Annotated in this window: 23 protein-coding genes; 6 read left to right on the top strand and 17 right to left on the bottom strand. The window is 43.6% G+C overall.

Going from position 1 to position 21514, the window contains the following annotated elements; genetic code table 11:
* The first annotated feature begins 315 nt into the window (after positions 1-315).
* Entirely contained in the window at positions 316-1536 is a 1221-nt protein-coding gene (locus tag RH88_RS16250) for an ammonium transporter (protein ID WP_005597988.1), read from the top strand.
* Positions 1537-1599: 63 nt separating this feature from the next.
* Here RH88_RS16250 and RH88_RS16245 read toward each other — a convergent pair whose 3' ends face one another.
* Positions 1600-1779, bottom strand: coding sequence for a hypothetical protein (locus RH88_RS16245; RefSeq protein WP_005597986.1), 180 nt, complete (start codon positions 1777-1779; stop codon positions 1600-1602).
* Between the two features lie 120 nt (positions 1780-1899).
* Between RH88_RS16245 and cobB the strand changes: the two genes are divergently transcribed.
* The gene (gene cobB, locus RH88_RS16240) at positions 1900-2634 is read left to right on the top strand and encodes a Sir2 family NAD+-dependent deacetylase (RefSeq protein WP_005597984.1); all 735 of its coding nucleotides are present in this window, start codon (positions 1900-1902) and stop codon (positions 2632-2634) included.
* A 102-nt stretch (positions 2635-2736) separates the two neighbouring features.
* Here cobB and RH88_RS16235 read toward each other — a convergent pair whose 3' ends face one another.
* From RH88_RS16235 to potA, 5 genes are all read right to left on the bottom strand, one after another.
* Positions 2737-3774, bottom strand: a complete 1038-nt coding sequence (locus RH88_RS16235; RefSeq protein ID WP_005597982.1) for an extracellular solute-binding protein — start codon at positions 3772-3774, stop codon at positions 2737-2739.
* A 177-nt stretch (positions 3775-3951) separates the two neighbouring features.
* On the bottom strand, positions 3952-4986 hold the full coding sequence (locus tag RH88_RS16230; RefSeq protein WP_005597979.1) for an extracellular solute-binding protein: 1035 nt from the start codon (positions 4984-4986) through the stop codon (positions 3952-3954).
* 97 nt (positions 4987-5083) lie between these two features.
* Entirely contained in the window at positions 5084-5854 is a 771-nt protein-coding gene (gene potC / locus RH88_RS16225) for a spermidine/putrescine ABC transporter permease PotC (RefSeq protein ID WP_005597977.1), read from the bottom strand.
* The gene (potB, locus tag RH88_RS16220) at positions 5854-6711 is read right to left on the bottom strand and encodes a spermidine/putrescine ABC transporter permease PotB (protein WP_174269661.1); all 858 of its coding nucleotides are present in this window, start codon (positions 6709-6711) and stop codon (positions 5854-5856) included. Before potB ends, potC begins: the two co-directional genes overlap by 1 nt.
* Positions 6695-7825: a spermidine/putrescine ABC transporter ATP-binding protein PotA gene (potA, locus tag RH88_RS16215; RefSeq protein WP_005597973.1), complete on the bottom strand. Its 1131-nt coding sequence runs from the start codon at positions 7823-7825 to the stop codon at positions 6695-6697. The genes potB and potA overlap by 17 nt, the downstream gene beginning before the upstream one ends.
* A gap of 429 nt (positions 7826-8254) precedes the next feature.
* Between potA and RH88_RS16210 the strand changes: the two genes are divergently transcribed.
* From RH88_RS16210 to RH88_RS16200, 3 genes are read left to right on the top strand one after another with little or no spacing between them, the layout of a single operon-like run.
* Positions 8255-9052, top strand: coding sequence for a DUF2189 domain-containing protein (locus tag RH88_RS16210; protein WP_005597971.1), 798 nt, complete (start codon positions 8255-8257; stop codon positions 9050-9052).
* Complete coding sequence (locus RH88_RS16205; RefSeq protein WP_005597969.1) at positions 9045-9872, top strand: glucosaminidase domain-containing protein; 828 nt, start codon at positions 9045-9047, stop codon at positions 9870-9872. The genes RH88_RS16210 and RH88_RS16205 overlap by 8 nt, the downstream gene beginning before the upstream one ends.
* Positions 9872-10531 (top strand): DUF2987 domain-containing protein, encoded by a 660-nt coding sequence (locus tag RH88_RS16200; protein WP_005597967.1) that lies wholly within the window; start codon positions 9872-9874, stop codon positions 10529-10531. Before RH88_RS16205 ends, RH88_RS16200 begins: the two co-directional genes overlap by 1 nt.
* Before the next feature lie 126 nt (positions 10532-10657).
* Here RH88_RS16200 and ttcA read toward each other — a convergent pair whose 3' ends face one another.
* The 11 genes from ttcA to ccoN form a co-directional block, all read right to left on the bottom strand.
* Positions 10658-11590 (bottom strand): tRNA 2-thiocytidine(32) synthetase TtcA, encoded by a 933-nt coding sequence (gene ttcA, locus RH88_RS16195; protein ID WP_005597965.1) that lies wholly within the window; start codon positions 11588-11590, stop codon positions 10658-10660.
* Between the two features lie 169 nt (positions 11591-11759).
* Positions 11760-12707, bottom strand: coding sequence for a universal stress protein UspE (gene uspE / locus RH88_RS16190; RefSeq protein WP_005597964.1), 948 nt, complete (start codon positions 12705-12707; stop codon positions 11760-11762).
* Positions 12708-12859: 152 nt separating this feature from the next.
* A complete protein-coding gene (locus tag RH88_RS16185) occupies positions 12860-13606 on the bottom strand; it encodes an FNR family transcription factor (RefSeq protein WP_005597962.1) in 747 nt (248 codons plus the stop codon).
* A gap of 97 nt (positions 13607-13703) precedes the next feature.
* Positions 13704-14369, bottom strand: a complete 666-nt coding sequence (locus RH88_RS16180) for a sulfite exporter TauE/SafE family protein (RefSeq protein WP_005597961.1) — start codon at positions 14367-14369, stop codon at positions 13704-13706.
* Positions 14366-14527, bottom strand: a complete 162-nt coding sequence (gene ccoS / locus RH88_RS16175; protein WP_005597959.1) for a cbb3-type cytochrome oxidase assembly protein CcoS — start codon at positions 14525-14527, stop codon at positions 14366-14368. Before ccoS ends, RH88_RS16180 begins: the two co-directional genes overlap by 4 nt.
* Before the next feature lie 5 nt (positions 14528-14532).
* Positions 14533-16914: a heavy metal translocating P-type ATPase gene (locus RH88_RS16170; protein ID WP_005597957.1), complete on the bottom strand. Its 2382-nt coding sequence runs from the start codon at positions 16912-16914 to the stop codon at positions 14533-14535.
* A gap of 8 nt (positions 16915-16922) precedes the next feature.
* The gene (locus tag RH88_RS16165) at positions 16923-17402 is read right to left on the bottom strand and encodes a FixH family protein (RefSeq protein WP_005597955.1); all 480 of its coding nucleotides are present in this window, start codon (positions 17400-17402) and stop codon (positions 16923-16925) included.
* Positions 17403-17482: 80 nt separating this feature from the next.
* On the bottom strand, positions 17483-18463 hold the full coding sequence (ccoP, locus tag RH88_RS16160) for a cytochrome-c oxidase, cbb3-type subunit III (protein ID WP_005597953.1): 981 nt from the start codon (positions 18461-18463) through the stop codon (positions 17483-17485).
* Positions 18463-18636 (bottom strand): cbb3-type cytochrome oxidase subunit 3, encoded by a 174-nt coding sequence (locus tag RH88_RS16155; RefSeq protein WP_005597951.1) that lies wholly within the window; start codon positions 18634-18636, stop codon positions 18463-18465. Before RH88_RS16155 ends, ccoP begins: the two co-directional genes overlap by 1 nt.
* A gap of 10 nt (positions 18637-18646) precedes the next feature.
* Positions 18647-19267: a cytochrome-c oxidase, cbb3-type subunit II gene (gene ccoO, locus RH88_RS16150; RefSeq protein WP_005597949.1), complete on the bottom strand. Its 621-nt coding sequence runs from the start codon at positions 19265-19267 to the stop codon at positions 18647-18649.
* A 12-nt stretch (positions 19268-19279) separates the two neighbouring features.
* A complete protein-coding gene (gene ccoN / locus RH88_RS16145; protein ID WP_005597947.1) occupies positions 19280-20707 on the bottom strand; it encodes a cytochrome-c oxidase, cbb3-type subunit I in 1428 nt (475 codons plus the stop codon).
* 260 nt (positions 20708-20967) lie between these two features.
* Between ccoN and RH88_RS16140 the strand changes: the two genes are divergently transcribed.
* Positions 20968-21324 carry a hypothetical protein gene (locus tag RH88_RS16140; RefSeq protein WP_005597945.1) on the top strand — a complete coding sequence of 119 codons (357 nt, stop codon included), beginning with the start codon at positions 20968-20970 and terminating at the stop codon, positions 21322-21324.
* Positions 21325-21514 lie beyond the last annotated feature (190 nt).

Genomic DNA, 21514 nt, shown 5'->3' with positions numbered 1-21514 from the left:
TTGGTATAAGTACGTTTCACATGCTTCTCATGATCTTAACCATGCTAAAAAACTCCATCAATGCACAAACTACGTGCACCATCTTAGTGTCATCTCACCATAACAGTGCATGCATAGTATTCTAAAAGGTTCAGTATTGTTACGCCAACTAGGCTAATGCCTTGATATAAATGGATTATTTAAGTTAAGGGTATCCTTGTTAACAATTGGAATACAATTTGCTCTGTTTGTCACTAACTACCTATTGTTACCAGTTTGGTGAAACAGGTTTAGTTTGCACAGGATTAGTGCGTGATTAAATGATGGAGAAAAATAATGAGTGTAACTGCCAGCCAAGTAAATGGCGCTGTACAAACACTGACTCAAAGTTCTGATACGCTATTTTTATTACTTGGCGCGATTATGGTTTTTTTGATGCATGCAGGCTTTGCGTTTCTTGAAGTGGGAACGGTGCGCCAAAAAAATCAGGTTAACGCCTTGGTTAAAATTATCGCCGATTTCGGCATTTCCGCACTCGCTTATTTCTTTATCGGTTATTGGGTCGCCTATGGAGGCACTTTTTTTGCTGATGCAGAAACGTTATCTCAAGGTAACGGTTACGAGTTGGTTAAGTTTTTCTTTTTACTTACCTTTGCCGCGGCTATTCCTGCGATCGTTTCAGGTGGTATTGCTGAACGTGCGCGCTTTTATCCGGTGTTAATTGCGACATTTTTTACCGTTGGATTGGTTTACCCATTCTTTGAAGGCATGATTTGGAATGGTAACTTTGGCGTGCAGGCTTGGTTTGAAGCTGAGTTTGGTGCTGCATTTCATGATTTCGCCGGCTCGGTCGTGGTGCATGGGGTCGGTGGTTGGATTGCTCTCGTTGCAGTCATTTTCTTAGGCATGCGTAAAGGCCGGATTCGCGCTGGTAAGCACACCAACTTCGTACCTTCAAATATCCCATTTCTGGCGCTAGGTGCATGGATTCTTTCGGTGGGCTGGTTTGGCTTTAATGTTATGTCAGCGCAAACGCTGGAAGGCATTAGTGGACTTGTGGCGATGAACTCATTAATGGCGATGGTTGGCGGTATCGTTGCGTCATTAATCGCGGGTAAAAATGACCCTGGCTTTATTCATAATGGCCCACTAGCCGGCTTGGTGGCAGTCTGCGCTGGTTCAGATCTAATGCATCCTATTGGTGCTTTGGCTACGGGGATGGTTGCTGGCGTGTTGTTTGTTTATCTATTTACCTACCTGCAGAATAAAACCAAGATCGATGATGTACTTGGTGTTTGGCCCCTACATGGTGTGTGCGGTGCGTGGGGTGGAATTGCTGCGGGCATCTTTGGCCAAACGGCATTCGGAGGGTTAGGTGGTGTTAGCTTGACAGTACAACTGTTAGGAACGGCGTTAGGCATCAGCGTTGCTGTACTAGGTGCACTTGCAGTTTATGGTGCGATCAACGCCGTAACTGGTTTGCGATTGTCGGAAGAAGAAGAGTTTAATGGGGCCGACCTATCGATTCATAAGATTTCGTCTACCAATGAAGACTAAACGAATTTTGACCTCTTAGTTATATGTCTAAAAAGAGTGGCAGTACGTCAGATTATGCCACTCTTAGCAATTGCCTTTTTTAGCTTGTCCAGGTGGGCAGAATTTGTAGTCGCCGTCATGGCGCTTATCACTGTCTTTTGTACTTACTTTTACTTCAACATCATCAATTTCACCTTCAACTTTGGTCAGTTGACAGCCCGCTAAGCTAATCAGCATTAGTAGCACTAGAGATGCTTTTATCATTGTTTATCCTCTCAAAAATCAAATCAAACCCGAATTCATACGACCATGGTCTAATCCATATTACTACTGTAGTTATTCTTTCAGTGTTAAGCTTAAGAAAAAGAATGACAAGGAATGGTTATGAATTTCCCTTATAGAAATATTGTAGTACTAACTGGTGCAGGTATCTCAGCCGAGTCTGGAATTCAAACGTTTCGTGCCCAAGATGGCCTATGGGAAAATCATCGTATAGAAGACGTGGCGACTCCGGAAGGGTTTGAGCGTGATCCTGATTTAGTCCAGGACTTCTATAATCAACGCCGCAAAAAGCTGCAAGGTGAGGGCGTGACACCCAACGCCGCTCATATCGCTTTAGGCCAGTTAGAACAACAGTTAGATGGCTCTGTAACGGTGATTACGCAAAATATTGATAACTTGCATGAGCGTGGTGGTAGCCAAAATATTATCCATATGCATGGCGAGTTATTGAAGGCACGCTGCAGTGAATCGAATCAAGTGATTGAGCATACGGGCAACATTGAAACTGGCGAACTGTGTCATTGTTGCCAGATCCCAGCACAGATGCGACCTCACATTGTTTGGTTTGGTGAAATGCCGTTAAGAATGGGTGACATTTACGCGGCGATAGAAAAGGCTGATCTGTTCATTTCAATTGGCACATCCGGTGTTGTCTATCCCGCTGCGGGTTTTGTTCACGATGCACGTATGCATGGCGCACACACAATAGAAATCAATTTAGAACCCAGTGCAGTTGAAAGTGAGTTTGAAGAAAAGCGTTATGGTAAAGCGAGTGTGGAAGTGCCGCGCTTAGTTGAAGAGCTACTTGCAGTCTCAGATATTAAGAGCGTGATATAAGGTATTGTTCGCATCGTGTAGCGATGTCTTAAGATCGATGATTTGCATTCAAATAAAAAAAGCGGCTTCAAGCCGCTTTTCTGTTTTATCCAATAAACAAGGTTAGTTATCAACCTTTAGTTTTTGGAAGTATTCGTCGTAAAGCACACTTGCTTCACCGACTTCATCTTGCCATACGCCGGTATCCATTACTTCTTGTGGAGGGAAGATGCTTGGATCGTTTGCAAAATCTTCTGGAAGTAGCTGGTGAGCTGTTTTCACTGGAGTAGGGTAACCAATCTCTAGTGCGATTTTAGCTGCATTCTCAGGACGTAGTAGGAAATCGATCATCTTGTGTGCAGCGCCCGCGTTTTTTGCACCTGCTGGGATTGCTAGGCTGTCCATCCAGAAGATAGCGCCTTTTTCTGGCCAAATGATGTCGATCTTGCCACCTTCTTGACGAGCCATGTAAGCAGAGCCATTCCAAAGCATGCCTAGTGAAACTTCACCGGCAAGGTATGGGTTAGCAGGGAAGTCTGAGTTAAATACTAATACGTTAGGCATTAGCTTTTTAAGCTCTTCGTAAGCGGCTTTGATCTCGTCAGGGTTCGTCGTGTTTGGTGAGTAACCTAGTTTAGTTAATGCAATATGGAACACTTCACGTGAATCGTCCATCAGCATTAATTGACCTTCCCATTTGCTGTCCCAGAAATCACCCCATTTTGATACAGATGATTTGTCTAGCATGTCTGAGTTGATACCAATACCGGTCGCCCCCCAGATGTAAGGGATAGAGTAGCTATTGTTTGGGTCAAAAGGTTTGTTTAAGAAGTTTGTATCTAGATCTGCGAAGTGTGACAGCTTTGACTGGTCAATTTTTTGTAACATGCCTTCTTTGCGCATCTTTGATACAAAATAAGTAGACGGTACTACCAAGTCATAGCCAGCACCTTGAGTTTTCAACTTCGCGTACATACTTTCGTTAGATTCGTACGTAGAGTAGATTACCTTGATACCAGTTTCTTTTGTAAAGTCTTCAAGAACTTCGTTTGGAATGTATTCAGACCAGTTGTAGAAGTAAAGTTCTTGATCAGCAGCCATCGCTGAAGTGGCGAATAGGCTAGCTGCGCATAATGCGCCTGCATAGATTTTACTTTTCATTATATTTCCGTTTTATCCTACTAAATCAGCACATTATCAATCCTGATAACATCCTCTGAGTAGTATTGAGTATAAAAAGTTGTTTATTGCTAAATGAGAAAATTAGCAGGCGTGATTATATCAGCACAAAATAAAAATAGGCAGCGAATGCTGCCTATTTTATTGTTTCAATCTGGATTATTGACCAGCTTTAAGCTTAAGGAAGTAATCTTCGTACTTCACAGTCAAATCACCTACAGAGTCTTGCCATTCTACGCGGTCAAGATCTTCTTGAGATGGGAACAGCGGTGCAACGTCTTGGAACTTGTCGTTAGACGCTTTAACAGCTGTTAGGTAACCCGTGTCGCTAGAAATCTGCTCAGCGATTTCTGGACGAAGTAGGAAGTCGATCATCTTATGAGCTGCTTCTACGTTTTTCGCACCAGAAGAGATTGCAAAGTTATCTACCCAACCGATACCGCCTTCTTTAGGGAAGACAAGTTTAAGTGGTAGACCTTCTTTTTGCGCCGCAGCAGCAGAGCCGTTCCAAAGCATACCAACACCAACTTCACCAGACATGTAAGGAGCGCCTGGGTTGTCAGAGTTGAACAGTAGAACGTTTGGCATTAGCTTTTGAAGTTCTGCGTATGCTTCGTCGATTTGTTTTGGATCAGTTGAGTTACCAGAGTAGCCCAATTTGCGCAGTGCAATGTGGAATACTTCACGAGTATCGTCCATTAGCATTACTTGACCTTCAAGCTCAGGGTTCCATAGATCAGCCCAGCTTTGGAAGTCGTTTGGATCGTACATATCGGTATTAACTGCAAGACCTGTGATCGCAACAACGTGTGGAATAGAGTAGTCGTTGTTTGGATCAAATGGTTTATCTAGGTAGTTAGCATCTAGATTTTTCAAGTTAGTCAGCTTTGACTTGTCGATCTTTTGTAGCATGCCTTCATCACGCATTTTCGCAACGAAATACGTAGAAGGAACGACAAGATCATAACCTTGGTTATGGGTCTTTAGCTTCGCGTACAAAGTTTCATTCGACTCATAAGTCGAGTAGATAACTTTGATGCCAGTTTCTTCGGTAAATTGTTCTAGGATATTACTATTAATGTAAGGACCCCAGTTCATAAATACCAATTCTTTGTTTTCGTCCGCTGCAACTGAACCAGAGAACAGTGAAAGCGCACATGCACTACCAGCTAATAGAGTAGCCCATTTTTTCATCGACGTTAGTCTCCAAACCAAACGTTGCTCGTTATATCGAGCGTCTATATAAAAACAGAATGGCTTTGCCATTCTGTTTCGTGAAAAGCCTGCGATTCTACTTTACTTTTTCTCGTGCAAGCAACTGCGACGTTACTACAAGAGCTAAAGAGACAATCAGCATGACTGTTGCTAGGGCATTCACCTCTGGAGAGATGCCCACTTTGACCATTGAGTAGATCTTCAATGGCAAAATTTCATATGTTGGACCAGTTACAAATGAACTGATGATTACGTCATCAAGAGACAAGGTAAAACTGAGCAACCAACCAGCAGCTACAGCTGGCTTAGCAAGGGGTAGGATGATCTGCTTTAGAATGACCCATTCACTTGCGCCCAAGTCTTTTGCCGCTTCCAACATTTTCACATCGAAACCGTTAAGACGGCTGTAAACCGTAACCACAACGAATGGCAAACAGAAGGTAATGTGTGCCACAAGCAGGGTTAAGAATCCAAGTTGCGCGCCCATAACGAGGAACAACGCCAGCAGCGAGATCGCCATAACGATATCAGGAGACATCATCACAACGAACAGCATGCCGTTTACTAGGCCTTTACCCTTGAAAGAGTAACGGAATAGAGCAACCGCCGTTAAGCTACCAATAATTGTAGCAGCTGTTGCAGAAAACACCGCCACGTTTAAAGAGTGCCAAGCGGCCTGCATTAAACTGTCGTTGTTAACTAACGTTTCGTACCACTTAGTGGTAAACCCACCCCATTTCATGCCAAAACGGTTAGCATTGAATGAGTTAACGATTAAAACGATGATTGGCAAGTATAGAAATGCATATACCAGCGCCATAAAGCTAAATCTAACTGTACGTCCCATTAGTCTAGCTCCACTTTCTTATTCAACAATTTACCCGCTCTATAGTAGGCATAAAGCATAATCGCCATCGCAACCGTCAACGCAATACTGGTTGCTGCGCCAAATGGCCAATCACGCGCGTTCAGTACTTGGCTCTTAATCACGTTACCAATTAGAAGGTTCTTCGCACCGCCCAGAAGATCTGAGATGTAGAACATACCAAGGGCAGGGAGCAGTACCAATAAACAACCACCGATGATGCCAGGCATCGTAAGTGGCAGAATCACGCGAGTGATAGTTTGGAATTTGTTAGCACCTAAATCTTTTGCCGCTTCAAGGTAAGTGTTGTCGAGTTTTTCGATCGCACTGTAAAGCGGTAAAATCATAAATGGCAATAAGATGTACACCAAGCCAATCATTACAGCCGTTTCTGTATACATAAGTCGTAATGGCTTATCGATGATTTCCATCGCCATCAGAGACTTATTCAAGATACCTTGTGTGCCTAACACGATTTTAAGGCCGTAAGTACGGATCAGCGAGTTAGTCCAAAACGGTACAATAACCAGAAACAGCATAAACGGACGCCATTTGTGTGGCATCTTCGCGACGATATAAGCGAATGGGTAACCAATCACTAAACACAATAGGGTTGCAACAATCGCCATGTAAAAAGAGTGCATCAGCACTTTGGCATACAGAGGGTCAACTAAACGAATATAGTTGTCCAATGTAAACGTCATGTCGATTAGGTTTGCTTCATCACGGGTTAGGAAACTGGTACCAATGATCATTAAGTTCGGGATTAGTACAAACAGTGCTAACCACGTAACAATCAGTGTGATGATCGCATTCTGAAGATTAAATTTCTTGCTCATCATTTAGTACCACCTCCCAGCTTTCAACCCAGGTAATTGCCACCTTTTGGCCTAGTGAGTGATCCACATCTGGATCATCTTCGTTGAAGAATTCACTAACCATTACACGCATGCCAGATTCAAGTTCAATCACAGAATCAAGCGTCATACCTTTGTAGGTACGTTCAGTTACATAACCAACAATGCCTTCTTGCTCAGACTCTTTGATCTCTTCAATACGAAGATCTTCTGGGCGGAGTAGCACTTGCAGTTTGTCACCGGCGTTTGCTTCTTTCTCGTAGTAAACCACAGACTCAACACCTTCGATTTGCGCACGAATACGCTTGTCGTCGATGCGTTCTAGCATCGTAGTGTTGAATACGTTGATTTCACCGATGAAGCGAGCAACGAATAGGTTCTTCGGCTCTTCATAAATTTCACGTGGAGAACCGTCTTGTTCGATCACGCCATCACGCATCACAATGATACGGTCAGACATCGACAACGCTTCTTCTTGGTCGTGAGTAACGAAGATAAAGGTAATACCAAGTTGACGCTGTAGCTGCTTAAGTTCGATTTGCATCTGTTTACGTAGTTTGTAATCCAGTGCTGATAGCGATTCATCAAGAAGCAGTACTTTAGGTTTGTTCACAACAGCGCGCGCAATCGCAATACGTTGTTGTTGACCACCAGAGAGTTGGTGCGGCTTACGTTGCGCCATTTTTTCTAGGCGAACCATACGCAATGCTTCCATAACGCGAGGTTCAATCTCAGCATTAGGAACTTTCTGCATGCGCAAGCCAAACGCAACATTCTCATATACGGTCATATGAGGGAATAGCGCGTAACTCTGGAACACAGTGTTGACATGTCTCTGCTCAGCAGGAACTTCAGTAACGTTCTGGCCATCTAAGATAATGCTACCATTATCCGCGGTTTCAAAACCTGCGATCATCCTAAGAACGGTGGTTTTACCACAACCTGATGGACCAAGAATTGTTAAAAATTCACCGTGGTTAACATCAAGGTTAAGATTACCGATGATCTCCTTGTCATCGAAACTCTTACTAATACCAGTTAAACGGATAACCGGTTGCTCTGCTGTTTGTTTGTTCAACGTCTGTTTTTCTCCCACATCGGCCATTTTAAACTCATTTCCGTCAATGGCCTGTAGTTACACAAATAGAGCCGCGCATCATAATCACCAAAAGTGTGAATTCAAAGCATTTTCTTACCTAACGGCCTAAAAAATTTTACAGGTAAAAGTAAACATTATTTACCATACTGTTTTTATACGATTTGCTTATTTAAAGCATTCGGCAGTTTGCGGCGTGATCGCCAGCGAATGATGCGCTTTTTTTGGCTTTGCGGGTTAATTATCAGCCAAATAGGCAATAAAGCAAGAGTAGAAAGCAGATTCGATGTGAGTGTTGGGCCGCTTTGCGTATAATGTCCACCACCGCAATTTTTGGTTACAGCGTTATATTTGCTACAAGAACAGTATCCGCGGTATTTTGCTCAGCAATCGTCAGCCGATATAACGAAGAAAACACCGGATTAAACAATGAACAATGATATTGAGAAAGACTTTAACTTGGGCGGGAGCGTAGAACGCGCAATCACCGGCCAGTACGACTTGAAAGCCGGAGAAGTATTTCGTGAAGCTTGGGAGTGTACGATTAAGAACTTCTTATCGTTCTCTCCAGCCATCATCATTTTAATGTTTGTACAGTTAGCGATTTTCTACATCGCACTGAAACTGCAACTAGGTGACCCATCATTGCTGTTTAAAGCGATGGCTGACCCAGCGGCGTTTAGCCCCGACATTGTACAAGCGCTTTTTATCGCAAACTTTAGTTATGAAGTGATTAGTGCGCCGATTTACGCGGGCATTTGCTTAATGGCAATGAGCCACTCTGCTGGCTTGAATACCAAGCCTCGTCACATTGGGAAAGGGTTACAGTTTACTATTCCCGTTATTTTAGCGACGCTGTTTAGCTTGATGCTGCAAGGCGTTGCCAGCATGATTTTGCCGTTTGTTTCATTTTACTTATCATTAGCGTTTAGTAACTCTATTTTACTGATTTGTGAAAAGAAAATCCCACCAATGCAATCATTGCTGCTATCACTACGCGCAGTAAATAAGAAGATTTTCGTTCTTGCTGGCATCTACATTATGTTGATGCTGATGTTTATTGCAGGTGCGATGTTTTATGGGCTAGGGCTGATCTTCGTTCTGCCATTTTTCTTCCATGTGAAAGGTATTCTCTACCGTAATATGTTTGGTATTAAGCTAAGGATTGTTGCAACTGAACGCCCGAAAGATGATGATGACAACAATCCACAGGTGTTTAATGCATAAGTTAGAAATAGCCGTAATTTCCGCGGCTTTTGGTCTTGGAGTCTTTGGTTGGTTTCGATTTGAATATCCGACAGTGGACGTTGAGCAAGGGACGACCAACCAAATCCTTTTTGTTGGTCAAGCAGTAGGCTCAGCACCAAATTTTGCATCATTTGACAATGTTGTCGAGAAGAAACAAGCCTTTTTTGATTACTTGAGACCGGGCGTTGAACTTGAAAACCAACGTGTGCAAAAAGAGCGAGCCCGTTTAACGAGAATCGCGCAACGCTTTGCGCAAGGTTCGTTAACGAGCGAAGACAACAATTACGCTAAGCGTTTAGGTAAGCTATACGATGTAGAGGTAACGACGGAAGGCATTACAGTAGCTTGGCTCGATAAGATGTTGCACCGTGTTAATGTGTTACCTGAATCTTTGGTTATGACTCAAGCGGCAAATGAATCAGCGTGGGGCACTTCGCGTTTTGCAACCAATGCAAATAATTATTTTGGCCAGTGGTGTTACAGCAAAGGTTGTGGTCTCATTCCGTTACAACGTAACGATGATGCGTCACATGAAGTTGCTAGTTTTGATTCGGTACAAGAATCGATTCACCGCTATTTTATGAACGTTAACCGCAATAGAGCCTATTACGATCTGCGTGAGATCCGTTTTGACCGTCAACAGGGCGAACAGAGCTTGATTGATACCCAGGCCGCGATTGCTTTGACTAACGGTTTATTGAAATACTCTGAGCGAGGTGAGGCATACGTCAAGGACTTACAGACGATGATCCGTCACAATGATGAGTTCTGGACAGACTATAACGATCTCACACAATAATGAAGAAAGTAACGCTCACACTGATTTCTGCAGCGCTGTTTAGCGCTGTATCTTTACCAAGCCAAGCTCAAGAATACCGATTTACCTATTCAAAGCTTTATACACACATGAAGCAAAACGACAAAGAAGGCCATGAGGATGTCAAAGTCGGCTTCTTTTTTCTCGATGCCGCTTCTAAGCAGCTATGTAAAATCGAAAAAGCCTGGATGGAAAAAGAAGAACATTACGAAGATCTTATCATTTCACCTGCTCAAGAAGTATTGGTACCACTCGATAGTCACTTACGTCAGGCTAACCCACTAGTTTATGTTGACACTCCTCAGGATAGACAGTGTGACTTTTCAATGGTCGTCATGACCAAGCAGGCGTTTTCTGGTGAGGTTGCATACAGCCAAATTGAAGCACTATTACCACAAATGCAATCCATCCTAGAACAGTTAGGCGGAATGTTTGCGAGCTGGTTTACCCCAGAGGTCGAAGGAGTCACATTAGAATTCGCCAACAACTTGAATTCAACAGTTCAATTCTCCAACGGCAAACAAAAGCCAGTGGTCGATGGGAAAATTCAAATTACATTGAATGAGATTGGTGAAGGAGGTTCCTTTACCTTACCGCAAGAAACTTTACGCGTTTTACCTTATCTCACCAAAGCAAACTAGAGAGCTAATATCACTCTATCGTCAGCGGCCTACATGGCTAGTAAGATATTCAAAACCAATAGTCACAATGTAAAAAGGGTCGCAATCAGCGACCCTTTGTAATTTTAAACCCGTAGTTTTTAAAGTTTAGATATTGGTTACATCTAACTTCAAGCTAGGATCAAATTCCTGCACGCTATCTTCGTCAGCAAAGTTTTGTACTGGCATCTCTTCTTTATCAAAGCCAATATCCCCGCCGTTAATAACGCCTGAATCACGGTCAATAGCTTTAAAATCAAATAGATTGTAGTCAGCAAGATGGCTTGGTACCACATTTTGCATCGCACGGAACATCGATTCGATGCGACCTGGGAAACGCTTATCCCAGTCATTAAGCATGAGCTTAATGTTTTGACGCTGTAGATTTGGCTGAGAACCACACAAGTTACATGGAATGATTGGGTAATCACGCATCTCAGAATACTTAATGATGTCTTTTTCACGACAGTACGCCAATGGACGAATAACCACGTGCTCGCCGTTATCTGATACCAGCTTAGGTGGCATGCCTTTTAATTTGCCGCCATGGAACATGTTTAAGAACAAGGTTTCCAGAATATCATCGCGGTGATGACCTAGTGCAATCTTAGTTGCACCTAGCTCTTTCGCCGTGCGATACAAAATACCACGACGTAGACGAGAACACAGAGAACAAGTGGTCTTGCCTTCTGGGATCTTGTCTTGAACAATTGAGTATGTGTCTTCTTCAACAATTTTGTACTCAACACCTAGTGATTCAAGGTATTCAGGTAAAATGTGGCTTGGGAAACCTGGTTGTTTTTGGTCAAGGTTAACCGCTACCAGCGAAAACGAGATCGGAGCACTTTTTTGTAGGCTCATCAGTATTTCCAACATCGTAAAGCTATCTTTACCGCCTGATAGACAAACCATAATGCGGTCGCCATCTTCAATCATGTTGAAGTCTTGGATCGCTTGGCCAGTGTTACGGCGAATACGCTTTTGTAGTTTGTTGAAGTTATATTGTTGAGCCTTGGTGCGCTCTTGATTTTGCTCGGTCATTAGTTCGCAGTCTTATCCGGTAATCTGAATACAAAACGATACCTGCATTGTGCCTCTATGAGGCTCAAATCGGTATGAAGGGCGTATGATACGGATAAATAATTGAGATGCTAGTGCTATTGTTGGTGAAGATAGAAAAATCCCCTCACGTTGGAGGGGATGGGTGTGTTTAGATTGCGGTCGTAGGGTCGAGAGGGCTGATGTAACCTTCAGGTTTGAGCGCAAGAACATCACAATTAATTTTATCAATAACATGTTCAGCCGTATTACCAATGAACACCGCTGAAAGGCCGGTACGGCCAGTTGTGCCAATGATGACCATTGCGGCATTAAGCTCTTTGGCAGCTTGCGGAATGATATCTTCAGGCAAGCCTTGCTCTACTATCGTTTGTTCATCGTCGTAACCATGTTTTTGACGCAATGCTTTCATCGCAGTTAAGTGATGTCCGCGCACAGCGTCGGTATACGTCGTTGGGTCAAACTCTGGTAGCTCAATGGTAATATTGGCAGGCGTGACTGGGTAGGCATTAATCAAATAAGGTTTAGCGCCTAATCGCTCGGTCAAACAGGTCAATTGTTCAACCATAAGATCATTGAGACCTAAATGGGTGTCGTTTTCTGAACCAACATGAACAGAGGCAATAATACTTGCATCCGCTGGCCAATCGGCATTTTTAACCAGCAAAACTGGAGCAGGGCATTTACGCAATAAGTGCCAATCAGTTGGGGTAAAGATTACGGACTCGAGCACGTCATGTTTACGCGTACCTTTGATCACAATGTCATGGCTGCCTGCATAAACTTCCGCGATAATCGCTTCGTAAGGGCGGTTGTGCCATACCACACGCACGTCAAAATCAATATCTTCATTGATATATGGTTCAGCAACACTACGCATCCACTGTTCACGTTGATGGATTACGCCACGACGCATAGCATCACGCTCATCCATAGAGAGCATGGAAGTCATGTCGTAAGAGAAGTCGTAGATTGACAAGAAAAACGTAATACGGCTGCGAGAGCGGCTTTTGGCTGCTAATTGCATTGCTCGCGCGAGCGCTGGTTGATCATCGCTATTAATATTGGCAACGACTAGGATGTTATTATAGATACTCATAGCAAACTCCTTAAAGCTGAGGAGACTTATACCTAAGTCACTTGGGCCGACAAGATTACTTTAGCGCAGTTGAGAGGGAATTATTAGGAAAAGTTTTGTCGAGATTGGGATTTTATGATGTAGCTCAGTTTAGAGCTACATCATTGAAGTTATTACGATTCTGTCGAAACTCCAGCCAGTTGCATTAGGGCGTCGTGATCAAGAATAGTGATGTATTTGCCTTTAACGCTCAAGATTTCTGACTTTTGGAAGCGGCCAAGTAGGCGACTGATCGTCTCTACCGTCAGACCCAAATAGTTACCGATGTCACCACGAGTCATGGTAAGGCGAAATTCTCTTGGACTAAAGCCACGCTGTGAAAAGCGCGTTGAAAGGTTATACAAAAATGCTGCCAATCGTTCTTCCGCGTTTTTCTTCGAAAGTAACAGGATCATTTCTTGATCGCCTTTTATTTCACTACTCATCAATCGCATGATTTGTTGACGTAGTTTTGGCATCTTACCGGACAAGTCATCAAGAATTTCGTAAGGGATCTCACAAACCATTGATGTTTCAAGCGCTTGTGCGAAGCTTGGGTGGCTATCATCGGTAATGGCATCAAACCCAACGAGATCACCAGCCAAATGGAAGGCGGTAATTTGCTCGTCACCTTGCTCTGTAATGGTGTAGCTCTTAATGGTTCCTGAACGAATCGCATACAGCGACTTCAATTCGTCGCCAGCTTTAAATAGTTCTTGGCCTTTTTGAATTGGCTTTTTACGCTCAATGATCTGATCAAGTTGGTCTAACTCGCTCTCATTTAGCGTAAACGGAATGCATAGCTGACTAATGCTGCAATCTTGACAGTGGATAGCACAACCACCGGATTGAATGCGTTTTGCAGGCTTTTCAGAAATCATAACAACCTTTCACTATTTGATATACATCAATATTTTATCACCGCTAAAGGATAAAAGGTAGTGAAAAAAGATGCTTAAAAACAGTAATCTATCAACTCTAAGCCAGTAAACGCATCGCACCATATGCAGTATATAGCCCATAACCCAATATTGTGATCGCGGCGATGTTTCGAAAAACCGTAGATTGTTGCAGTTTGTGTAAATACGTTGACCCATAACCAACCATCAGCATCGCAGGTAAAGTTCCCAAGCCAAACGCCGTCATAATCAACGCGCCATTAAGGCTACTTCCAGAAACCACCGCCCAAGTTAGAGTGGAATAAACTAAGCCACAGGGTAGCCATCCCCATAAAAAGCCAAAGGCGCCAGCTTGGTACGGATTGCTAATGGGTAACAGTTTTTTACTCATCGGTGAGATGTATTGCCACAACTTCTTCCCCAGATTCTCAACGATGAGTAGACCTTGCCACCAACGACCAATATAGCAAGCGAGCAAAACCATAAACAGTGCCGCTAGAAGACGTAACCACGCAAAGCTATGGTTAAGGCTGGCCACTTCTGCAATGGTGGAAACCGCGCCACCGATTAAACCACCGAATAATGCATAACTGAATATTCGGCCCAAATTATAAAACAGCGGAATGATCTTAGATGGTTGCCCATTTCCCATTGAAAGCAGGGATGCCACGCCACCACACATGCCCATGCAGTGACCTGAACCAATTAGACCAATCATAAAGGCGGCGACGAAATCTGCACTCATTTTTTAGGCTGATCCTTTTCATCTTCATCAAAAAGGATATTGTGTCCTTGACGCTCTAAATCCTCGAACTGTTCACTTTTAACCGCCCAAAGAAATATACCCACCGCGACACAAACCAAGACGATCGCAATCGGAATTAATATATAGAGGCTTTCCATAGTTCTTAACCTTGTTCCTTATGGGACTCTTTTAGTAATCGCAGTGAATTAGAAACAACGATGATGGAACTCGCCGACATGCCGACTACGGCAAAATAGGGGGCAACTAACCCCGCAACAGCGAGAGGTAAGATTAATAAATTATATCCTAATGACCAAGCGAGGTTTTCTGCGATAATTCGTCGGGTTTTAAGAGCTAACTCACGCGCTTGCAAAATTCGGTCGAGCTTGTCACCCAGTAGCACCATATCGGCAGACGCTTTGGCAACATCGGTACCGCCTCCCATCGCAACAGAAAGATGAGCGCCCGCTAGAGTCGGGGCATCGTTAATACCATCACCGACCATCATGGTGATATCGTCATCGCGACAACTGTGTAAGTAATCAAGTTTATCCTGAGGCTTTGCTTCCGAGACCACATCATCAATACCGATTTGTTGTGCAACAAGCTCAGCATTGGCGTTTGAATCGCCCGTGAGCAGCGTCACTTTGATGCCGGCATTTCTAAATTGCTTAACAAAGGCAACGGCTTCTTGGCGAATTGGGTCTTGATAATAGAAAGTGGCAACATGTTCGTTGGCAATCGAGAGGTATATAGCATTCGGCTCGACTTTATCTTGAGATGACAAGACAAATTCAGCACTGCCAATTTTGATCGGTTTACCCTGATAACAACCTTGGATACCGGAACCAATCACATTTTCTATCTCGTCTATTATGACATTTGCATCAAGATAAGGACGAAACGCGCGAGCAAGAGGATGATTGGCGTGTGCTTCAAGTGCTGCGGCTAAAGAGAGAGTGGTACTTTTTGATTGCTGGCCAAACAAACGCACATCATTGATTTCAATGTCGCCATGGGTCAATGTGCCCGTTTTATCAATGATAAGGTGATTGACCTTACATAAGGTCTCAAAGACATGACCTTTACGCAGTAAGATCCCAAGGTTACCCATTCGTGATGTCGCACACGTGAGTGCGGTAGGTGTCGCGAGGGAAAGAGCACAAGGGCAGGTTGCCACAAGCACAGCAAGCATGATCCAAAACGCATCATCAGGTTGGTTTTGTTGCCAGTAGAACCAAGTCGCGGCAGCAATAACAAGCAAAACAGCGACAAAGTAACGCGCCACCACATCGGCAATTTCAGCGATCTTAGGTTTAGATAGCTGAGCTTCATCTTGCAGGCGTACAATGTTTGAAATCATTGAATCGGCTTTGCTCGAGCGCACTTCAAGGACGAATGCTTCTTCGCCATTAAGCGTGCCAGCATAAACATGGTCACCGATGATTTTTACCACCGGGATGGACTCTCCCGTTAACATCGATTCGTCAATATGCACACGGCCTTGCGTGATAATACCATCCGCTGGGATATGCTCTCCGGGCAAGACGCGAATTTTGTCGCCTACTTGTAACGATTTTACCGGTGTTTGTTCACCCTCAAGGGTCGTCGCCATCGCTGGGATAAGTTTCAATAGGTTTCCGCTTGCAGCTGCCGCTTTTCTGCGCGCACGCATCTCTAAGAAACGACCAACGAGCAAGAAAAACGCGAACATTGAAATTGATTCGAAGAACACTTCACCTTGTTCGGTTACGGTAGCGACGAGGCTGGCTACATAGGCAAAAATCATCGCAATAGAGACAGGGACATCCATTCCGAGCGTTTTGCTTCTAATACTGCGCCATGCATTAAGATAGAAAGGCAACGCAGAGTAGAGCATGACCGGAGTGGCAAAGATCAAGCTTACCCAACGAAAATAATTGCGAAATTCGGGGTCTAAATCGCCAAAAACTTCGAGATAAAGGGCAACCGCAAGCATCATCACTTGCATCGTCGCAAGCCCTGCGATACCCAATCGATAGAGGTATTGCTTCATCATGCGGTGATAAGCAGCTTCTTGTTGATCCGCCTCAAACGGCGCTGCTTTGTAGCCTAGTTGATGAATCACTGCCAGCAATTCACTGAGTTTTGCTTTTGAGTTATCCCAAGCGAGGATAGCTCGATTCGTGGTTGTGTTAACGCGTATTTGAACAACGCCTTCGGTATGCGAAAGCTGCTTTTCAATCAACCATGCACAAGCCGCGCAAGAAATACCATCGAGTGACAATGTCACTTCAGAGTGTTTATCGCTATTGCGAACAAATTCGTTTTGCACTTCTTGGTTATCATAATGCACCAGTGCCTGTAATTGCTCTGGGACCATGTTGGCTTTTTCTGCAGGGGCAGTTCGATATTGATAATAAGAGACCAAACCACTATCCATAATGGTTTGGGCGACAGTCTCACAGCCCGGACAACACATATCACGTATTTGTCCGAGAATCTCTACTTTGTAGTCCGTGTTGACTGGTACTTCTTCACCGCAGTGGTAACACGATTGGCACATAGATTTTATCAGTTCATTAGTTGTGTTGGAGTAGCTGAAGGGAAGGTAACTCGTCCTTGAACCAGCCATTGTTTATCGTGCGGAGTAAGCTCGATAAACCAAGGGCCTTGTAGCGGCTCTTCCAACAGGATGTGGTATTCACCACTCGCATTCGCCGTTAGCATTTGGTTAAAGTCGCGATCAGGTAAAGTGCGGTGAGCAAAGGTGGCATGTAGAGCCGGAAAATGCTTAAGCGTCCCCTTGTCCAGCGTTAACACAATCGCATTACCATCGGATAAAGCCGAGGCATTGATCGCTAATTTTTTTGCTACTTTAATCTTGGAGAGGTCGATATTGATACCTTTGCCTTTTTTATAGTAATCCTCAGTAACCAAAGAGACTGAATGGTTGGACAATATGACAATTCTAATCACTGACCAGATAATGACGGTTAGAGGAAGAAGGATTAGAAACCACGGCCAAAACTGCTTATACCAAGGCTTTACCATAAAAAAGTTCTCACAAAAAATTGGAATGTCTTTACTTTAAGAAAAGTCAGCCCCTAAGACTAGGGGCTGTTATTGAAATGTTACTTATTGTCGCCGTTAGATAGACTCCAAACATAGGCAGAGACTAGTTGAACTTTATCTTCACCAAGGATGTCTTTCCAAGCAGGCATTACACCTGAGCGGCCATACATAACGGTTTGCGTGACATCATCACGAGTACCACCAAACAACCAGTATTGATCGGTTAGGTCAGGAGCGCCAAGAGTAGGGTTTCCCTTACCATCGGTACCGTGACACGCAGCACAAACGACGAAACGTGCTTTACCGGCTGCCGCTTCTTTCGCATTGACCGAACGTCCAGATAGACTCAACGTATAGCTGACAACTTCTTTAACACCGTCATCACCGAGTACATCTTTCCAAGCTGCCATCATACCGACACGACCATTCATAATGGTGTTCACAATTGCATGCGGTTCACCACCATATAGCCAAGCACCGTCAGTCAGATTTGGAAAGCCTTTTTGGCCACGAGCATCCGAACCATGACATTGAGAACAGTTTTGTAAGAACAAACGTTGTCCAACTTTAACCGCTTCAGGATCGGCAGCGATATCAGGAATCGATTTGAGTTCATCAGTTCCTTCTACATAAGCTAAGCCACGAAACGCTTCACCAAAGTACTCGTCAGCATCACCAAGCTCTTTCGCATACTGATCGAGCTGCTTGTTTTCTTGTGCTTCTTTAATCAATTGCTTTGATTGTTCAACACTTTGAACAAGTTGGTTTGAACTAGTCCAACCTAACAGACCTTTATAGCTACCTAAGCCTGGGTAGAGTGCTAAGTAAATAGCGGCAAAAACAAATGTACTTACAAAAAGGTAAGTCCACCATTTCGGTAGCGGGTTATTGAGTTCACGAATACCATCGTATTCATGGCCCATATCTGCACCTTCTTCAACCCCCATTTTGTCTTTAAGACACCAATAGAGTAGTGCAGCACAGCCAAGCAAAGTGCCTACTGTGATTATGATTATCCAAAGACTCCAAAACGTATCCATTATTTGGTCTCTCCTTGTCCTTTCGTCGGCGTTTGCTCTTCGTCAGCGAATACAAGGTTGGCATCTTCCTCAAAGCGAGCTTTACGTTTTTTACCGAAAGCCCACCAAACCACACCCAGAAAACTCACAAAAAGAACGATGGTCCAAATACTGTGAATAGTACCTATTTCCATGATCAGCTCCTTACTTCATTGCATGACCAAGAGACTGAAGGTAAGCAATGATGGCATCCATCTCTGTTTTTCCTTCTACATCTTTCGGTGCGTTAGCAATTTGTTCATCGGTGTAAGGAACGCCAAACTGATTGCGGAATAACTCAAGTTTTTTCTTGGTTAATTCGCCATCTAGACCGTTTTCTTCCAACCAAGGGAAGCCTGGCATATTTGATTCAGGAACCAATTCACGCGGATCAATCAAGTGAACACGGTGCCATTCATCAGAATAACGACCACCAACGCGGGCAAGATCTGGGCCGGTACGCTTAGAACCCCACAAAAATGGATGCTCATAAACGCTCTCACCAGCAACAGAGTAGTGACCATAACGTTCGGTTTCAGAACGGAAAGGACGAATCATTTGGCTGTGACATACGTTACAACCTTCACGAATATAAACATCACGTCCTTCCATTTCTAACGCGCTATAGGCGCGTAGATTTTCTACTGGTTCAGTGGTTTGCTTTTGGAAAATCAACGGAGTGATCTCTACTAAAGCCCCTAAGCTGATAGCAAAAACAATCAAAATCGCTAGCAAGCCGACGTTACGTTCAACAACTTCATGGCGATTGTTAGAATTATTGCTCATTCCTAAATCTCCTTATGCCGGTTGCGGGATAGCTTTGAGGCTATCGTTTGGTGCAGTCACAGTCTTATAGGTGTTGTATGCCATTAAGAACATACCCGCCAAGAAGATAAAACCACCAATGAAACGTACCGCGTAGAACGGGTAAGACGCTTGAACAGACTCAACAAAACTGTAGGTCAACGTACCGTCAGAGTTGACTGCACGCCACATCAGACCTTGCATCACACCAGAGATCCACATGGCGACGATATAAAGTACCGTACCAATGGTTGCAAGCCAGAAGTGTGCATTAATCATGCTCACTGAATACATGCGTTCTTGGTTAAATAGGCGAGGGATCAAGTGATAAACCGAACCGATTGATACCATTGCAACCCAACCTAAAGCGCCTGAGTGAACGTGGCCGATTGTCCAGTCGGTATAGTGCGATAATGCGTTAACCGTCTTGATTGACATCATCGGACCTTCAAAAGTCGACATGCCATAGAAAGAGAGAGAGACAATCAAGAAACGTAGAATTGGATCGTAGCGAAGCTTATGCCATGCACCAGATAGCGTCATGATACCGTTGATCATGCCACCCCAAGATGGAGCAAACAGAACCAATGACATCACCATACCCAATGACTGAGTCCAGTCAGGCAGTGCGGTATAGTGAAGGTGGTGCGGACCAGCCCAGATGTAAAGTGATACTAGTGCCCAAAAGTGTACGATCGATAAACGGTAAGAGTAAACAGGGCGCTCAGCTTGTTTTGGTACGAAGTAGTACATCATGCCAAGGAAACCTGCTGTTAAGAGGAAACCTACCGCATTATGGCCATACCACCACTGAATCATCGCATCGACGGCTCCAGCGTAAATCGAATATGACTTACCAGCCGAGACTGGGATGGCCATACTGTTAACAATGTGCAGCACGGCAACGGTGATAATGAAAGCACCGAAAAACCAGTTTGCCACATAAATATGTGAGGTATTACGTTTGATCAACGTACCAAAAAAGACAATCGCGTATGAAACCCATACAACAGCGATTGCAATATCAATAGGCCATTCAAGTTCTGCGTACTCTTTACCTGAGGTATAACCCAAAGGCAAAGTGATCGCGGCGGCTAAAATAATAGCTTGCCAACCCCAAAAGGTGAACGGAACGAGAGGACCTCCAAATAAACGCGTTTGACAGGTACGCTGCACAACATAATAGGACGTTGCGAAAAGGGCGCTGGTACCAAACGCAAAAATTACCGCATTAGTATGCAGTGGACGTAATCGACTATACGTCAGCCACGGTGTATCAAAGTTTAACTGTGGCCATACTAACTGAGCGGCAATCAAAACCCCAACTGCCATGCCGACAATACCCCAAAGAATGGTCACTAAGGTAAACTGACGAACGACGGTATAGTTGTAGGCTTGTTCAAGCTGCTTTTCCTGGCTCATATTTGCATGCTTCCAATTCTATTATTACTACACTTTACTTCCAACACGACTCATGTCGTAATGCCACCCAAACCACTCAGAAAAACCATACTGCTTAAAGTGGTTAAATAATCTTTGCGCTTTTTAAAAAAAGTGGCATTTTCAGGAGGAAACTATACTGCAATTAACATTTTAATGACAGAGGGGTAACCTTACTCACAGTCTGGATTTGCTTATTTATTTAAAAACTTTGAAGCTTGTTACACGGAGAAGACCCAATAATGGCTGCACAAAAGCTGACAAAAGGACGTTTTGTTCAAATAATCATCATGTTAACGGTGCTAATCGTTGCTTTTTTTTGGCGAACTTTTAATTATGAAGCGGAGAAAAAGACGAGTTGTAAATTGCAACAACCGTGTGCATTTTATGTTAACGATGCCCAATTTTTCGCTCAATTTAGCCCGCAAGAAATTAAAATTGTAACGCCTAATGACTCTTGGGAAATTGATGGTGCAATAGCGCAAAAAGCGGCCAAAAATACTTGGCAACTCAACAACAGTTTGCTGCGGAATATCACAGTTAGGAGCAAAGAGAATGACGAAACAACGCATATAGAATTTGTTGTACAAGACAACTAAAGAACAGTAAAACATAGAAAATACGAAGCTTTGATCTTAATGACACATTTATATCGATAGATAATAAATGTGTTTATTAAGTATTTTATGGTAAATAGATTATGTTTAATCAAATGACTGAAATAGGCGGAATAAGAGAGGAAGATTGATGAAACACTTCGTATCTTTAGTATCATATTTAACATAATAT

The sequence above is a fragment of the Vibrio scophthalmi LMG 19158 genome (genome assembly GCF_000222585.1).
Taxonomy (GTDB): domain Bacteria; phylum Pseudomonadota; class Gammaproteobacteria; order Enterobacterales; family Vibrionaceae; genus Vibrio; species Vibrio scophthalmi.
This window is presented reverse-complemented; position numbering and strand designations above follow the sequence as displayed.

Coding starts and splice junctions, on each gene's coding strand:
- RH88_RS16250 (WP_005597988.1), top strand. CDS start 316: ATGAGTGTAACTGCCAGCCAAGTAAATGGCGCTGTACAAACACTGACT.
- RH88_RS16245 (WP_005597986.1), bottom strand. CDS start 1,779: ATGATAAAAGCATCTCTAGTGCTACTAATGCTGATTAGCTTAGCGGGC.
- cobB (WP_005597984.1), top strand. CDS start 1,900: ATGAATTTCCCTTATAGAAATATTGTAGTACTAACTGGTGCAGGTATC.
- RH88_RS16235 (WP_005597982.1), bottom strand. CDS start 3,774: ATGAAAAGTAAAATCTATGCAGGCGCATTATGCGCAGCTAGCCTATTC.
- RH88_RS16230 (WP_005597979.1), bottom strand. CDS start 4,986: ATGAAAAAATGGGCTACTCTATTAGCTGGTAGTGCATGTGCGCTTTCA.
- potC (WP_005597977.1), bottom strand. CDS start 5,854: ATGGGACGTACAGTTAGATTTAGCTTTATGGCGCTGGTATATGCATTT.
- potB (WP_174269661.1), bottom strand. CDS start 6,711: ATGAGCAAGAAATTTAATCTTCAGAATGCGATCATCACACTGATTGTT.
- RH88_RS16210 (WP_005597971.1), top strand. CDS start 8,255: ATGAACAATGATATTGAGAAAGACTTTAACTTGGGCGGGAGCGTAGAA.
- RH88_RS16205 (WP_005597969.1), top strand. CDS start 9,045: ATGCATAAGTTAGAAATAGCCGTAATTTCCGCGGCTTTTGGTCTTGGA.
- RH88_RS16200 (WP_005597967.1), top strand. CDS start 9,872: ATGAAGAAAGTAACGCTCACACTGATTTCTGCAGCGCTGTTTAGCGCT.
- ttcA (WP_005597965.1), bottom strand. CDS start 11,590: ATGACCGAGCAAAATCAAGAGCGCACCAAGGCTCAACAATATAACTTC.
- uspE (WP_005597964.1), bottom strand. CDS start 12,707: ATGAGTATCTATAATAACATCCTAGTCGTTGCCAATATTAATAGCGAT.
- RH88_RS16185 (WP_005597962.1), bottom strand. CDS start 13,606: ATGATTTCTGAAAAGCCTGCAAAACGCATTCAATCCGGTGGTTGTGCT.
- RH88_RS16180 (WP_005597961.1), bottom strand. CDS start 14,369: ATGAGTGCAGATTTCGTCGCCGCCTTTATGATTGGTCTAATTGGTTCA.
- ccoS (WP_005597959.1), bottom strand. CDS start 14,527: ATGGAAAGCCTCTATATATTAATTCCGATTGCGATCGTCTTGGTTTGT.
- RH88_RS16170 (WP_005597957.1), bottom strand. CDS start 16,914: ATGTGCCAATCGTGTTACCACTGCGGTGAAGAAGTACCAGTCAACACG.
- RH88_RS16165 (WP_005597955.1), bottom strand. CDS start 17,402: ATGGTAAAGCCTTGGTATAAGCAGTTTTGGCCGTGGTTTCTAATCCTT.
- ccoP (WP_005597953.1), bottom strand. CDS start 18,463: ATGGATACGTTTTGGAGTCTTTGGATAATCATAATCACAGTAGGCACT.
- RH88_RS16155 (WP_005597951.1), bottom strand. CDS start 18,636: ATGGAAATAGGTACTATTCACAGTATTTGGACCATCGTTCTTTTTGTG.
- ccoO (WP_005597949.1), bottom strand. CDS start 19,267: ATGAGCAATAATTCTAACAATCGCCATGAAGTTGTTGAACGTAACGTC.
- ccoN (WP_005597947.1), bottom strand. CDS start 20,707: ATGAGCCAGGAAAAGCAGCTTGAACAAGCCTACAACTATACCGTCGTT.
- RH88_RS16140 (WP_005597945.1), top strand. CDS start 20,968: ATGGCTGCACAAAAGCTGACAAAAGGACGTTTTGTTCAAATAATCATC.